The organism is Anaerofustis stercorihominis, from assembly GCF_005844425.1.
GTDB classification, from domain to species: domain Bacteria; phylum Bacillota; class Clostridia; order Eubacteriales; family Anaerofustaceae; genus Anaerofustis; species Anaerofustis butyriciformans.
Genome location: NZ_SPHL01000022.1, coordinates 1 through 14628 on the forward strand (window position 1 = coordinate 1; position 14628 = coordinate 14628).

A 14628-nucleotide genomic window follows, 5' to 3' on the forward strand; every position below is an offset into this window, starting at 1 on the left:
ATATAATGTTAAAGTTCATAAGAAAAGAGATAGTTTAAACTATCTCTTTTGTTTTTATAAAACGTAAATAATATATTATTCCAACAACCATTGGAATAATAGGGGAGATGAATTCTGCAATATATATTCCTATGAAAGATAAATTAAATATTTCTATTAATATTATGCTTAAGGAAACTCGTATTATAACTGCTTGAAGAATTGAGTTTAGCATTGCCGTAAAGGAATCTGATACTCCTGTCATAAATGAATCCATAATATACATTACTGCATAGGATATAAAATTTATTGAACAGCATATTCTTAAATATTTTACTCCTTCACTTATAACCTTTATATCAGTTGTGAATATGCCTATAATTTTATAAGCATATATTTGGAAAATCATAATAAGTATAAAACAACTTAATATTGCATAAATTATAGAAAGATGAATTGTTTTTTTTATGTTATTAATGTTTCTTGCTCCATAATAATAAGATATTAAATTTATTACAGCTTGACCTATTGCCCAGCATGGTAAGGCAGCAAAAGTATTTATCTTTAGTCCTATTCCTGCTGCTGATGCTATTGTTGTTCCATATCCATTTAATATTTTTGTAATTATTAAATACGAAATATTTAAAATAGTCATTTGTACTGCACAAGGTAATCCGATTTTTATTATATTTATCACGTAATATTTTTTCATATACATATGTTTATATCTTATTTTTAATAATAGTTTTTTTCTTAAATATATATAAGAACAAAAGAAAGATATTCCTTGTGAAATTACTGTCGCAAAAGCTGCTCCTTTTACTTCTAAATTTAATTTATAAATAAATATATAATCTAAAAATATATTTACTAAGGTTGAAAGTATCACAAAAAATAAACAACTTAAAGAATCTTCATATCCTTTAAGAATTGAATAGACTGCATTATATCCAAAAGTAAAAATAATTCCAAAGGAAATTATTTTTATATAATTATTTGCATAATTTAATGCACTTAAAGGTACATTCATAAACTCAAAAATGTTTTATGCGATAATAAGATGATTATAGTAAGCATAAAAGATATAATTACGGAAAGTGAAAACAACGTAGCTATGGTATGTTTTATATTTTCTTTATTATGTTCCCCGTTAAATTTTGAAATCATAACGCTGGCACCTGTTGTTATTCCCATGCAAACAGAATTTATTATGAATGAAATCATTATTGCACTACTAAGTGCCGTTATAGCATTTTTACCCACAATATTTCCTACAAAAGCAATATCAACAACTGAGTAAAGCTGTTGTAATATATTAATAAAAATAATGGTAAAGCAAGTTTAATTAATTTATTATTTATTTTATATTCTTTTTTCATGTTATTCTCCTTATCTTGATATATAAATAAAAGACCTAAGATAAAACATTATCCTAAGCCTTTAAATTTGTATTAAAATAAGAATTTCATAATATTAAAACATGAAATAGGATTTTTATTTTAAAAATCTTTTATTTTTGGCTTCGTATAATGTTTTATCAAAACTTAATTTATACGAAGCATAGATTATGCAAAGTTTCATTTTTATCTCCTTTAAGGATACTAATGATTCATTATATAGTCTGCCGTATCTTTATCAATTACAAGAGTATTAATATATTTACCTTTTAAAGCTGCAAGAATTGCTTCGTGTTTATCTTCTCCTCCTGTAATACATACGACGTTTTTACTTCTTTTTATTGCATCTATATCAATAGACATTACTCTATTATTAAAATCGCAGTCTATTTTATTCCCGTCTTTGTCAAAATAGTTTAAGCAAATATTTCCTACTGCGCCTTTTTCTTTTAATTCGTTGTAGTCTTTTGGGTTTAAAAACTGTTCTTTTAGAGAAGAGGTTGAACTTGCCATTAAACCAACACTGCCAAGAATTATATCGCAGTAATTAAATAGGTTGAATAATTTTTTTAAACTTTCTTCTTGCATTAAAGTTTGTTTTGTTTCTTTTTTTGAAACAAATGTAGGTGCAAACATATAGTATGCTTTTGCATCTATTTTTTCTGCAAAGTTTTTTGTTATGTCATTTGTTAGGCGTGTATCTCCAAGATTGTTAAGACTTCCAACCAATTGAAGCGCTTTAATATTTTTGTATTTACCTTTTAATGCAGGAAAATAATTTACTGTATTGTATATTGTTCTTCCCCATGATATACCTATTGTTAAATTATCTTCAAGTAAATCAGTTACCAGCTCTACTCCGGCTCTACCAAGCGAATGGAATATATCTTCGTCTTCTTGAGGCTGTGCAACCATTACTCTTTTTAGTGAGAACTTCTTTTCTATTTCTGATTCAAGATTAATAAGATATTCTTCATATCCTTTAATGTTGATGTCAACAATTCCAAGTTCTCTGCTTTTTTTAAGAAGTCTGTTTACTCTTTGTCTAGACATGTGTAATCTTTGTGCAATTTCACTTTGGGTTAATTCTTGTTTATAATAGTAATATGCTATCTTTGTAAGGATTTTTTCTTCAACTGCCATAACCAACCTCCATAACAAATGTTATTTTTCTAAATTATATCATAATATTGAGCAAATGTGTTAAATTATTTTTAAAAAAAGTTAAAATTGGTACAAATTATAGTTGAAATTTCAATTGTAATGCTTTACAATGTGTTTAAAGAGAAAGTCATTTGTTACTTTTGTAAACAAATGCTCGTTTAAGAAAATTTTTTCTAACAGCATTAAAAAATAGGAGGATTAAAAATGATGACGTTTGAAGAAAGAAAAAAAGACAAAAACGAAATGCTAAAAGTCTTAAAAACAATGCTTACTTCTAGACATTTTGAACTAAAAGTAAACGAAATGTTTATGGCTGGATTGATTCACGGTACAACTCACCTTGGAGTTGGTGAAGAAGCTTGTCATGCAGGAATTAGTTTAGGTCTTAAGGAAGATGACTGGATTGTTCCTACACATAGAGGACACGGACATTGTCTTGCTAAAGGTGCAACTCCTTATAATATGTTTTGTGAACTTTTTGCAAATTATGAAGGTGGTTGTAAAGGACTTGGCGGTTCAATGCATTATATTGATTTAGAACATTGTAACCTTGGAAGTTCTGCAATCGTAGGTGCAGGTGTTCCAACAGCCGTAGGTGTTGCATTTGCACTTAAAAAACAAGGAAAGAAAAATTGTGTTGCCGCATTCTTTGGTGACGGTGCTTCAAATCAAGGAATGGTGCTTGAAGGAATGAACCTTGCAAGTATTTGGGATGTACCTGTTTTACTTTGCTGTGAAAACAATAGATACGGAATGTCTACACCAGCAAAATTCACAGTACCGGTTGAAGATATTGCAGTTAGAGGAGAAGGCTTTAACATAAAATCTAAAGTAGTTGACGGAATGGACGTACTTGCCGTTATGGAAGCTGTTATGGAAGCCAGTGAATATTGCAGAGAAGAATGTAAACCTTATCTATTAGAATTTAAAACATATAGATACCTTGGACATTCAAAATCAGACCAAAGAAAATACAGAACAAAAGACGAAGAAGAAGATATGAAGAAAAATCATGATGCTATCGAAAGACAAAAAAATTATATGATAGAACAAGGCATGATTACACAAGAAGAATTTGAAGAATTAAATAAAAAGATAGAAAAAGAAATTGAAGATGCTGCTGAAAAAGCAAAGAAAGTGGACAAAATCATCTCTGTTGATGAAGCGATGAGTTATGTTTATGCTGAGTAGGAGGAAATAAAATGGGAAAAATATCTTATTTACAAGCAATAAAAGACGCAATGAGCGAAGAAATGCGTAGAGATGAAAATGTGTATTTCTTAGGTGAAGATATAGGTTTATATGGTGGTTGCTTCGGAGTAAGCAGAGGAATGTTTGATGAATTTGGAAAAGAAAGAGTAATTGATACTCCAATTTCCGAAACAGGTTTTACATATGCAGCTTTTGGTATGGCAATGTTTGGACTTAGACCTATTGTAGAAATTATGTTTGGTGACTTTGTTTCATTAGCTGTTGAACCTATCGTAAACGGTGCTGCCAAATATAGATTTATGACAGGTGGTCAAGTAAAAGCTCCATTGGTTCTTAGAACTCCATTTGGTTCTGGAACAGGTGCTGCTGCACAACATTCACAATGTCTTGAAGCTTTATTCTTAAATACACCTGGACTTAAAGTTGTTATGCCTGCAACTCCTTATGATGCAAAAGGCTTATTAAAATCAGCAATTAGAGATGATAATCCTGTATGCTTCTTTGAAAATAAACTTTTATATAGAACAAACGGTGAAGTTCCTGAAGAAGAATATACTATCGAACTTGGCAAAGCTGATATTAAAAAAGAAGGTAGCGATATAACACTTGTTGCATGGTCAAGAACTTTACTTTTCTGTTTGGAAGCGGCAGAAAAATTAGCTGAAGAAGGAATAAACTGTGAAGTTGTGGATGTTAGAACACTAAGACCATTAGATACAGAAACAATAATTAATTCTGTTTGCAAAACAGGAAAAGCGTTGGTAGTTTACGAAGCTCCAAAATTCGGAGGTTTTGGTGGAGAAATAGTTTCAACAATAAACGAAAGTGAAGCTTTCTATCATTTGGATGCTCCTGTTGAAAGACTTGGTGGAATGGAAATTCCTGTACCTTACAATCCAATTATAGAAAAACAAATTGTTCCTTCTGTTGATGATATTGTAGCAAAAGTAAAAGAAATGATGTAAAGGAGGGTGGTAATATGAGTAAAATATTAGCAACTCCTGCTGCCAGAGTTTATGCAAAAGAGAAAAATATTGATCTTGCAAATGTGGTTGGCAGTGGCAAATATGGTGCAATCGTATTAAAAGATTTGGAAAATGTTCTTCCTGTTATGAGAGAAAAGGGAGTTAAGATTACCCCGGTTGCAAAGAATGTTATGAATTATTACGATGTTGACGTTAAAGATGTAGCTTATTCTAATAATAAAATAACGAAAAATGATGTAATGAGTGCCGTTGGTTTGGAAAAAGAAGAAAAAACAGCATTGGAAAACGCTACTGTTGTTAATGCTCCTATTCTTGAAGATAAAGTTATTCCATATAAAGGAATGAGAAAAGCAATCGGAGATAACATGATGACATCAATGTTAAATGCTCCTCAAGTATCTCATTTTGCAGATATAGATACAACGGAATTTATGAATATATTTGAAAAAACCAAAGCTGTATTTAAAGAAAAATATAATAAAAAACTTACCGTTACTGATTTATTAATGAAAGCTGTTTGTATGACTTTACAAAGATGTCCTAAAGTAAATGCAAACTTTGACGGAAAAGAAATTCATAGAAGAAGTACAGTAAATATAGGTTTGGCTGTTGCTCAAGAAGATGGGCTTGTAGTTCCTGTTTTCAATGGTGTTGAAAACAAAAATATCTTTGATATTTGTGACGAAAGAAGCGAAATTGTACCTCAAGCAAGAGCAAATAAATTAAGCGGTAAATATTATAGAGGTGCGACTTTTACAATCAGTAATACAGGTAGAAGTGTAAATAATTTCTTTACACCAATAATCAATCCTGGTGAAGTTGCAATTCTTGGGGTAGGAAGAACTTCTCAAATGCCTGCTGTTGTTGACGGAGAAATTGTTGTAAGAACATTTACAGGATTTAGTATAACAATAGATCATAGGGTATTGGACGGTATGGATGCTGTTGGTTTCTTAAATACTTTAAATGAAGTTTTAAGCAATCCTATAGGTATAATAATTTAATCAGGAGAATGTTTTAATATGGGAAAATATATGTTAATGCCAAAACTTGACATGTCTATGGAAGAAGGTCAAATTCTAAAATGGATGTGTAAAGTAGGAGATAAGATAAAAAGAGGCGATATAGTCGTAGAAGTTGAAACGGGCAAGGTTGCTTTGGAAGTTGATAATCCAACAGCTGATGGGACAGTTCTTGCTTTATATGTTGAAGAAGGAGAGGATGTAAAAGTAAATACTCCTATAATGTATATTGGAGAAGATGGCGAAGTTCCTCCTACAAAAGAAGAAGCCATGGGTAAAGATGAAGAAGTAAAAGAAGAATCAAATTCTTCCGGTGATGTTTCAATGGATGATTTTGACGGTAAATTTATGTTAATGCCAAAACTTGATATGTCTATGGAAGAAGGAGAAATTCTAAAATGGATGTGTAAAGTAGGGGATGATATAAAACGAGGCGATATAGTTGTAGAAGTTGAAACGGGTAAGGTTGCTTTGGAAGTTGATAATCCAACAGCTGACGGAACAGTTCTTGCTTTATATGTTGAAGAAGGAGATAATGTAAAAGTAAATGAACCTATAATGTTTATAGGTAAAAAAGGTTCAACTCCTCCAACAAAAGAACAAGCTCAAATGCTTACAAACCCAGATAAAAAAGTTGAATCAAAACCTAAAAAACAAGAAAAAGAATATGATTATGATTTAGCTGTTATCGGGGCAGGTCCTGGAGGATATGTTTGTGCTATAAGAGCTGCTCAACTTGGAGCAAAAGTAGTTATATTTGAAAAAGAAAATATAGGTGGGGTATGTTTAAATAAAGGATGTATTCCTACAAAATCATATGTAAAAAATGCAGAAGTTTTAAGAGAAATAAAACATGCTGATGAAATGGGTATTGAAATTGATTCCTTCAATGTAAACTGGTCTAAAGTTTTAGATAGAAAAAATAAAGTTGTATCAAAACTTACAGGCGGTGTAAAAGGTTTATTAAAACGTCATAAAGTTGATGTTGTTATGGGCGAAGCAGTAATCAATACAAACCATGAAATCTTGGTAGGTAATGATTCATACAGCGTAGATAATATTGTTGTAGCTTGTGGTAGTGAATCTGTTATGATTCCTATTGAAACTGATAACAGTGTTGAAATTTTCGATTCTGAAAAAATACTTAACTTAGATAAGTTACCAAAAGACTTGGTAATTATCGGTGGTGGTGTTATCGGTGTTGAATTAGCCGGTGTAATGAATGAATTTGGTGTTAAAGTAACAATAGTTGAAATGCTTGACAGCATTCTTGCAATGGCAGATGATGATGTTATTAACGTAGTTGACAAAGAACTTAGAAACCACGGTATAGATATTATAACAGGAAAAGGTGCAACCAAGATAGAAGGCGGTAATGTAGTATTATCTGATGGTACTAAAGTTAAAGCTGACTGTGTACTTATGTCTGTTGGTAGAAAACCTGTTAAAGTTGCAAGTAATGTAAATATTGTTGTAAGTGCTAAAGGATTTATTGAAATTGACAATAAATTAAAAACAAGTATTGACAATATTTATGCTATCGGTGATGTTACAGGTAAAGTTATGCTTGCTCATACCGCAAGCAGACAAGGTATTGTTGTTGCAGAAGATTTATTCGGAGAAGGTGAAGAAGTTGATTACAGCATGATTCCTTCTTGCGTATTTACAATACCTGAAGTTGCTTGGATTGGTTTAAATGAAAAACAAGCAAAAGAACTTGGTATTCCATATAAAACAAGCAAGATGCCTTTCGCAGGAGTTGGAAAAGCACTTGCAATGAATGATACAACCGGATTTGTAAAAGTTATTACAGATGAACGCTTTGATGAAATAATCGGTGTTCATATTGTAGGACTTAATGCTTCAGATATAGTTGCACAAGGTGCAATTGCAATGGATCTTGAAGCTACAAGTGAAGAAATTGCCAATATTACTTTTGCTCATCCTACTTTATCAGAAGGTTTTATGGAAGCATGTGAAGGTATTAAAGGTAAAATGATACATGGATAAGTATTAATTAAAGAGCTTGATAAATTCAAGCTCTTTTTTTATTGTCTTATAACAAAATTTTATTCAAGTTCATATAATGTAATGTATAATCAGGAGAATATTTATATGATAAAATTAACTAATGTAAAAATAGGGCAGACAAAAAAAGTAAAAAAAATATGTGCAAATAAAGATGATAAAAGAAGATTTTTAGACTTAGGACTTATAAACGGAACAAAAATAAAACCTATATTTAAAAGTCCTTTAAATGATCCTGTTGCATATGAAATAAGAGGAAGTATTATAGCCCTTAGAAAAGAAGACAGTGATAAAATTTATGTATATTGATTATTTGTAACCAAAAACCTCTTTATGCATATTCTATTATTAGGAAGCATAAAGAGGTGATTTTATGGGGCTAACTTTAGGTTCAACAGGTTCTAAGTTATTAAAAAAAGATGTATTTGAAAGAGTTGTCGGATGTGATTTTACCATAGGTCTTTGTGGAAATCCCAATGTTGGTAAGTCTACAGTATTTAATGCTTTGACAGGTATGCATCAACATACAGGGAATTGGACTGGTAAAACAGTAAGCAATGCTATAGGAGAATATAAGTATAAGAATAAAAGCTTTCTTTTGGTAGATATTCCCGGAACTTATTCTTTAATGTCAAATTCGAAAGAAGAAGAAATAGCGAGAGATTATATTTGTTTTGGTAAAGCTGATTTAATGGTGGTTGTTGTAGATGCAACTTGTCTTGAAAGAAATTTAAATTTAGTTTATCAAGTTATGGAAATAACAAATAATGTTATTGTATGTGTGAATTTACTTGATGAAGCAAAGAAAAAAGGAATAAATATTAATTTAAAACTTTTAAGTGAGTATCTTGGTGTGCCGGTTGTAGGAGTAAGTGCTAAATATAAAAAGACTTTATTTGATTTAACAGAAGAAATTTATCGTATTTGTGTAGATGAAATAAAAATAACACCAAGTAATATTAAATATGACATAAAAATAGAAAATGCAATAGAGCATATATCTTCTGTCCTAGAGGGATATGATTTAAAAAATACATATATCAAAAGGTGGATATCATTAAAGCTTATTGAAGATAATAAAAAAATTTTAAATTCAATTGAAGAATATTTGGAAATTGATTTAAAAAATAATGCTAAGCTTAAAGAAGTAATTGATTATGAAAAAAATAGATTAAATGAATGTTTATCATATAATTTTACTGAAATGATTATGCAAACTATACTTAAAAATAACGAATTTTTATGTTCTAAAGTAATCCGTTTTAATAACAGAAATTATAACGAGCGAGACCGAACGATCGATAAAATTCTAACTTCAAAATTATTTGGAATACCTATAATGCTGGGTTTCCTTTGTTTGATTTTCTGGATTACAATATATGGAGCAAACTATCCGTCGGAAATACTTTCTAAGTTTTTTTCTTTTATAGGAATTAAACTATATGATTTGTTTAATTATATGAATATTCCTGTATTTTTTAAGGGCATGTTGTTAGATGGTATGTATAATACATTAACCTGGGTTATAAGTGTAATGTTACCGCCTATGGCAATTTTTTTTCCATTGTTTACGATTATGGAAGACCTTGGCTATCTTCCAAGAATTGCATTTAATTTGGATAGATGTTTTAAATGTGTATGTGCATCCGGCAAGCAGGCTTTGACAATGTGTATGGGATTTGGCTGTAACGCAGCCGGAGTTGTTGGATGTAGGATTATAAATTCTACAAGGGAGAGACTTATAGCTATTATTACAAATGTATTTGTTCCTTGTAATGGACGTTTTCCTTTTTTAATTACGGTTGCAACAGTATTTATAGGTGGTGTTGGTTTAAATTTTAAAAAATCAATATTATGTACTTTAACGGTTTTACTTGTTGTATTACTGGGTGTTTTTATGACTTTTGTTGTTTCAAAATTTTTATCGGTTACTTTTTTAAAAGGAGCACTTTCAACTTTGGCTTTGGAACTTCCATCTTTTAGAAAACCAAAAGTAACAGGCATAATAATAAGGTCCATATTTGATAGAACTTTATATGTTTTATATAGGGCTATAATTTTTGCTGCCCCTGCGGGAATAGTAATATGGCTTATGGCAAATATTACAATAGGAGATATTAGCATTTTAGGTTTTGTAGCAAATTTTTTAGACCCATTTGCAAAGCTTATGGGACTAGATGGTTATATTTTAACAGCTTTTATTCTTGGTATTCCCGCAAATGAAATAGTTCTTCCTATTATTTTAATGTGTTATCTTGGTAATGGAAGTATTGTTGATATAGAAAGTACCATGCAAATAGGAAATATTTTAATTCAAAACGGCTGGACAATATTTACAGCAATAAATGTTATGATATTTATGCTTTTGCATTTCCCTTGCGCCACTACTTTAATGACAATAAAAGCTGAAACAAAAAGTATAAAATATACTGTTTTATCTTTTTTAATTCCAACTTTTTTAGGGGTTATGTTATGTATGTTTACAAATTTAATATTTAATTTGTTTTTTATATAATAATATTATTTATTTTCAATTTTATAATATTTTAAAACTTTTTTTAGTACATTATTGTATTCACCACTAAGAAAAGAAAAAACATTTTGTATATTTATATTTTCTTCTTTTAGTGGTGAAATTTCTTTGTAAATCAAATTATAATAAATTTTTATCTTCTTTGATAATCTTTTTTTATCTCTCTTTTTATTTTCAAATAATAAAAGATTCTCAAGTCCAATTATATTGCTTAAATATTTTACAACATTAAAACGAATACCATTTAATTTTTTTTCATTCATATTTTTTATCTTCCTTTACAAAATTTTTAATACGAAAGTATATATAACTATTTACCATAAATATAGTAAATAAAGGTAGTAAATTATTGATAAAAAAATTAAAATGTGGTACTATTTTTGTATATAAAAGAGTTTTTAATCTAATTATATAATTATTAGATAGGAGATATTATAATGTGTAAAATAAATAAAACAGAAGCAAGTTGTGTTAGTGAATATACAGTTCCTGCAGATATAAAAGTAATTGAAGAAAAAGCTTTTAAAGACTGTAATAACTTAAAAAAAGTTATTATTTCTGAAGGTGTAACTGTTATAGGGAACAGAGCATTTGATAAATGTAAAAATTTGGAAGAAGTTGTACTTCCATCTACTCTTAAAATAATAGGAAACAATGCATTTAAAGAATGTTCAAGTTTAAAGAAAATAATTTTTCCTGAAGGACTTGAAAAAATAGGTAATATTGCTTTTTATATGTGTGAATCTTTGGAAGAAGTTGTAATTCCAAGAAGTATGAAAAGTATTGGATACTACGTATTTTACGGTTGCTCAGGACTAAGAAGCGTAACAATTCCGGATACAGTGGAAAATATTGATTTATTTGCTTTCCATGGATGTACATCTCTTAAAGAAATTAACTTGCCTAATAGCTTAACAAGCATTGGCGGTTATGCTTTTTCAAATTGTACTGGGCTTAAAACAATTAAATTACCTGAAAGCTTGGAAAGCATAGGTATTTGTGCATTTGACGGATGTTCAAATCTTGAAGAAATTTTCCTTCCAACAAGTCTAAAAAGCATAAGCGATTATGCATTTGATGGAGCAAACGGACTTAAAAGATTATTTATTCCAAAAACAGTTGAAAAAATCGGCGCATATGTTTTTGCAAACTGTTCAAATTTAGAATGTATAAATGTTGATGAAGAAAATGAATATTATTCAAGTGTAAATGGTGTTTTATATAATAAAGATCAAACAACACTTTTATGTTGTCCTGGTGGAAAAGATGAAGTTGATATTCAACCAAATGTAACTGCAATAGGACCAAGAGCTTTCCTAGGTTGTGTAAATCTTGAAAGTATTGATATTTTAGATGGTATTACAAGTATTGGAAATTCTGCTTTTGACGGATGTAAGAGTTTGGAACAAATCAATATTCCTAACAGCGTTGAAAGTATTGGTGCAGGCGCATTTAGCGGTTGTAGACATATTATAGATATGGTTATTCCAGACAGCGTAAAAGAAATTAAGAGAAGCGTATTTAACGGATGTTGGAGACTTGAAAGATTAACACTTCCATTCATTGGTGAAAGTGAAGAAAAAAATACTTATCTTGGATATTTATTTGGGGCAAGTTCTTATTATGAAAATGAAACTGATGTTCCTGCTTCTTTAAAAGAAGTAACAATAACAAGAGGTGGTATTGATGATTATGCATTCTTCTTATGTTCTGATTTAAAACAAGTTAACATTAAAAACGGTGTTACAAGAATAGGCAGACTTGCTTTCCATAAATGCACGGGACTTAAAGATATTTATATTCCTGAAAGTGTTGAAGAAATTGGCATTGAAGTATTCTCAGGATGTAAAAATTTAACAACACTTACTGTTGATGAAGATAATAAGAAATATTCAAGTGAAAGCAATATTTTATTTGATAAAGAAAAAACAACAGTAATTTGTTGTCCATTTGTAAAAGGTGCTGTCGTAATTCCAAGTGGAGTTAAGAAAATAGAAGAAAGAGCATTCAGTTACTGTGATAGAATTTCAAGTTTATCACTTCCAAAAACAGTTGAAGAAATAGGAAGAGAAGCATTCTTTGGATGTAGAAGTTTAATTCAACTTGCAGTTCCAAGCGGTGTTAAAAATATAGGTGATTATACTTTTGCAGGATTTACAGGACTTAAAAGCATAACAATTCCTGAAAGTGTAAAAAGTATTGGTGCATATGCATTTGATGGTTGTACAAATCTTGAATATATTACACTTCCAAGCAGTGTCGAACAACTTGGAGTAGGTGCTTTCAATAACTGTGCAAGTCTTAAAGATTTTATCATTCCAGAAGGTATGAAACATATTTCAGGTTTTGCTTTCTATGATTGTATTAGCTTACAAACAATAAGAATTCCTGATAGTGTTGAATATTTAGGTGAAAGAACATTTGATGGATGCAGCGGACTTACATCTGCAACAATCGGTAAAAATGTTCAAAAAATGGGAAGATATATATTCAACTATTGTAAGAACTTAAACAGTGTAACTATTGAAGGTAGCGATACTGAAATAGGAGAACACGCATTTAAAGCTTGCGATAACCTATACATGTTTGTAAATAAAGGTTCAAAAGCTGAAGCTTATGCTAAAGAAAATGATATTATTTGTATAGCTGAATAATAAATAAATTTAAAAGACACACTTATGTGTGTCTTTTTTTGTATATAATATTTTCATATCATTTAACGGCACTGTAAATCATGAAGTTCATTTCTTTTCTTGCTATAATATTATCTATCATGGAAGGAGGAAAGAGTATGAATTTGATAGATGGATTACAAAATGCAATAAATTACATGGAAGATAATATAACAGAAGATATTGATTATGATAAAATTGCAGAAGTTGCTTGTTCTTCAAGGTTTTATTTTTAAAGAATATTTCAAATTATTTGTGGATATACAATAGGGGAATATATAAGAAATAGAAGGTTATCTTTGGCAGCGGAAGAACTTTATAATAAAAACGTGAAGGTTATAGATGTAGCCTTAAAATACGGCTATAATTCCTGTGAAATTTTTAGCAGAGCTTTTACTAAATTTCATGGAATTAGTCCAAGTCAAGTAAAAAGCGGTAATTCAAATTTAAAATCTTTTTCTAAACTTTCCATAAAAATTGTAATAGAAGGAGGAAAAGACATGAATTACAGAATTGAAAAAACAGGTGAATTTACTATTATTGCCAAAAGAGCAAGGTATGGAGGGGGTAAGAAAATAAGCAATAAAAATATAAAAAAAACTTGGCAGACATATTTTGAAGATGGCACTATTAAAAAATTATGTTCCTACATTAAACCCGATAGTATGTTTAAGGGAGCAATAGTGGGAGTATGTTTTGACGATCCAACAAAGGGAGATTTTGATTATGCAATTGGGACTTTATATAATGGGGGAAAAGTAAATGAAGAATTATCTCTTGAAAATGTTCCAAAAAATACTTGGGCAGTATTTCCTTGTGTAGGGAAAATGCCAGAGGCATTTGAAGAATTGTATAAAAGAATATATACAGAATTTTTCCCTACAAGTAAGTTTCAACCTTACGGAGGAATGTGTATAGAAGTATATTATAGTGATGATATTTTAAGTGAAGATTATAAATGTGAAATATGGATTTCTGTAAAGGAAAAATAAAAGACCTCTTTAGAGGTCTTTATATTTTTTCAGTAAACATTAATTGTTCTCCTGATTCTTCCATTTGTTCGTCTATATGATTTTCCAAATCATTAATAAAGTTTTCAAAATCAGGTAGTTCAGATATTTTTTCTATTCCCGCAAGTCTTAAAAATTCTTTCGTTGTTTTAAAACTCATAGGTTTTCCTATTACGTCTTCTAATCTTCCAGCTTGTTCAACAAGTCCTCTGTCGATTAATAAGTCTAAAGAACTGCTGGATTTAACCCCTCTTACAAGCTCAATATCCAGTCTTGTAACAGGTTGTTTATATGCGACTATTGCAAGTGTTTCTAAAGCTGCTTGTGAGAGGTTTGTAGTATTATAATTTGTAAGAACTTGTTTTACATAATCAAAGTATTCACTTCGTGTTGTTAGTTGATATGTATCATCTGTTCTAACTAACTTTACACCTCTCATGTTATAATCATATTCGCTTTGTAATTTTTTTAGTAAAGATGTTGCATATTTTTCATTAATATTAAGTACTTTTTTTATTGTATCAATATGCACTTTATCTCCTACAGCAAATAAAATACTCTCAATAATATGTAAAAGTTCATTTTCATCTTTGTTTATAAACTCGTTATTATTTGTTTCGCTCAT

The 14628-nt window shown here is 29.7% G+C and carries 11 protein-coding genes and 1 pseudogene; 8 read left to right on the plus strand and 4 right to left on the minus strand.

The window, feature by feature from the left end; translation table 11 throughout:
* Positions 1-34: 34 nt before the first annotated feature.
* Positions 35-1308, minus strand: a pseudogene (locus FGQ49_RS06690) (MATE family efflux transporter).
* Between the two features lie 272 nt (positions 1309-1580).
* On the minus strand, positions 1581-2519 hold the full coding sequence (locus FGQ49_RS06700; protein WP_138269097.1) for a sugar-binding transcriptional regulator: 939 nt from the start codon (positions 2517-2519) through the stop codon (positions 1581-1583).
* A gap of 225 nt (positions 2520-2744) precedes the next feature.
* Between FGQ49_RS06700 and FGQ49_RS06705 the strand changes: the two genes are divergently transcribed.
* The 6 genes from FGQ49_RS06705 (at position 2745) to feoB (ending at position 10303) form a co-directional block, all read left to right on the plus strand.
* Positions 2745-3731 carry a thiamine pyrophosphate-dependent dehydrogenase E1 component subunit alpha gene (locus tag FGQ49_RS06705; protein ID WP_138269098.1) on the plus strand — a complete coding sequence of 329 codons (987 nt, stop codon included), beginning with the start codon at positions 2745-2747 and terminating at the stop codon, positions 3729-3731.
* 11 nt (positions 3732-3742) lie between these two features.
* On the plus strand, positions 3743-4717 hold the full coding sequence (locus FGQ49_RS06710) for an alpha-ketoacid dehydrogenase subunit beta (protein WP_138269099.1): 975 nt from the start codon (positions 3743-3745) through the stop codon (positions 4715-4717).
* A 14-nt stretch (positions 4718-4731) separates the two neighbouring features.
* Positions 4732-5742, plus strand: a complete 1011-nt coding sequence (locus FGQ49_RS06715; protein WP_138269122.1) for a dihydrolipoamide acetyltransferase family protein — start codon at positions 4732-4734, stop codon at positions 5740-5742.
* Positions 5743-5760: 18 nt separating this feature from the next.
* Positions 5761-7770: a dihydrolipoyl dehydrogenase gene (gene lpdA / locus FGQ49_RS06720; RefSeq protein ID WP_138269100.1), complete on the plus strand. Its 2010-nt coding sequence runs from the start codon at positions 5761-5763 to the stop codon at positions 7768-7770.
* Between the two features lie 105 nt (positions 7771-7875).
* Positions 7876-8097: a FeoA family protein gene (locus FGQ49_RS06725; RefSeq protein WP_138269101.1), complete on the plus strand. Its 222-nt coding sequence runs from the start codon at positions 7876-7878 to the stop codon at positions 8095-8097.
* 64 nt (positions 8098-8161) lie between these two features.
* Positions 8162-10303: a ferrous iron transport protein B gene (gene feoB, locus FGQ49_RS06730; protein ID WP_138269102.1), complete on the plus strand. Its 2142-nt coding sequence runs from the start codon at positions 8162-8164 to the stop codon at positions 10301-10303.
* Positions 10304-10308: 5 nt separating this feature from the next.
* On the opposite strand, the gene FGQ49_RS06735 is transcribed toward feoB, so the two are convergent.
* Positions 10309-10584, minus strand: coding sequence for a hypothetical protein (locus tag FGQ49_RS06735; protein WP_138269103.1), 276 nt, complete (start codon positions 10582-10584; stop codon positions 10309-10311).
* Positions 10585-10758: 174 nt separating this feature from the next.
* Here FGQ49_RS06735 and FGQ49_RS06740 point away from each other — a divergent pair, with 174 nt between their 5' ends.
* Positions 10759-12975, plus strand: coding sequence for a leucine-rich repeat domain-containing protein (locus FGQ49_RS06740; protein WP_138269104.1), 2217 nt, complete (start codon positions 10759-10761; stop codon positions 12973-12975).
* A gap of 266 nt (positions 12976-13241) precedes the next feature.
* Positions 13242-13985: an AraC family transcriptional regulator gene (locus FGQ49_RS06745; protein WP_347559329.1), complete on the plus strand. Its 744-nt coding sequence runs from the start codon at positions 13242-13244 to the stop codon at positions 13983-13985.
* Positions 13986-14004: 19 nt separating this feature from the next.
* Here the strand turns inward: FGQ49_RS06745 and scpB are convergent, their stop codons facing one another.
* The gene (gene scpB / locus FGQ49_RS06750; protein WP_138269105.1) at positions 14005-14628 is read right to left on the minus strand and encodes an SMC-Scp complex subunit ScpB; all 624 of its coding nucleotides are present in this window, start codon (positions 14626-14628) and stop codon (positions 14005-14007) included.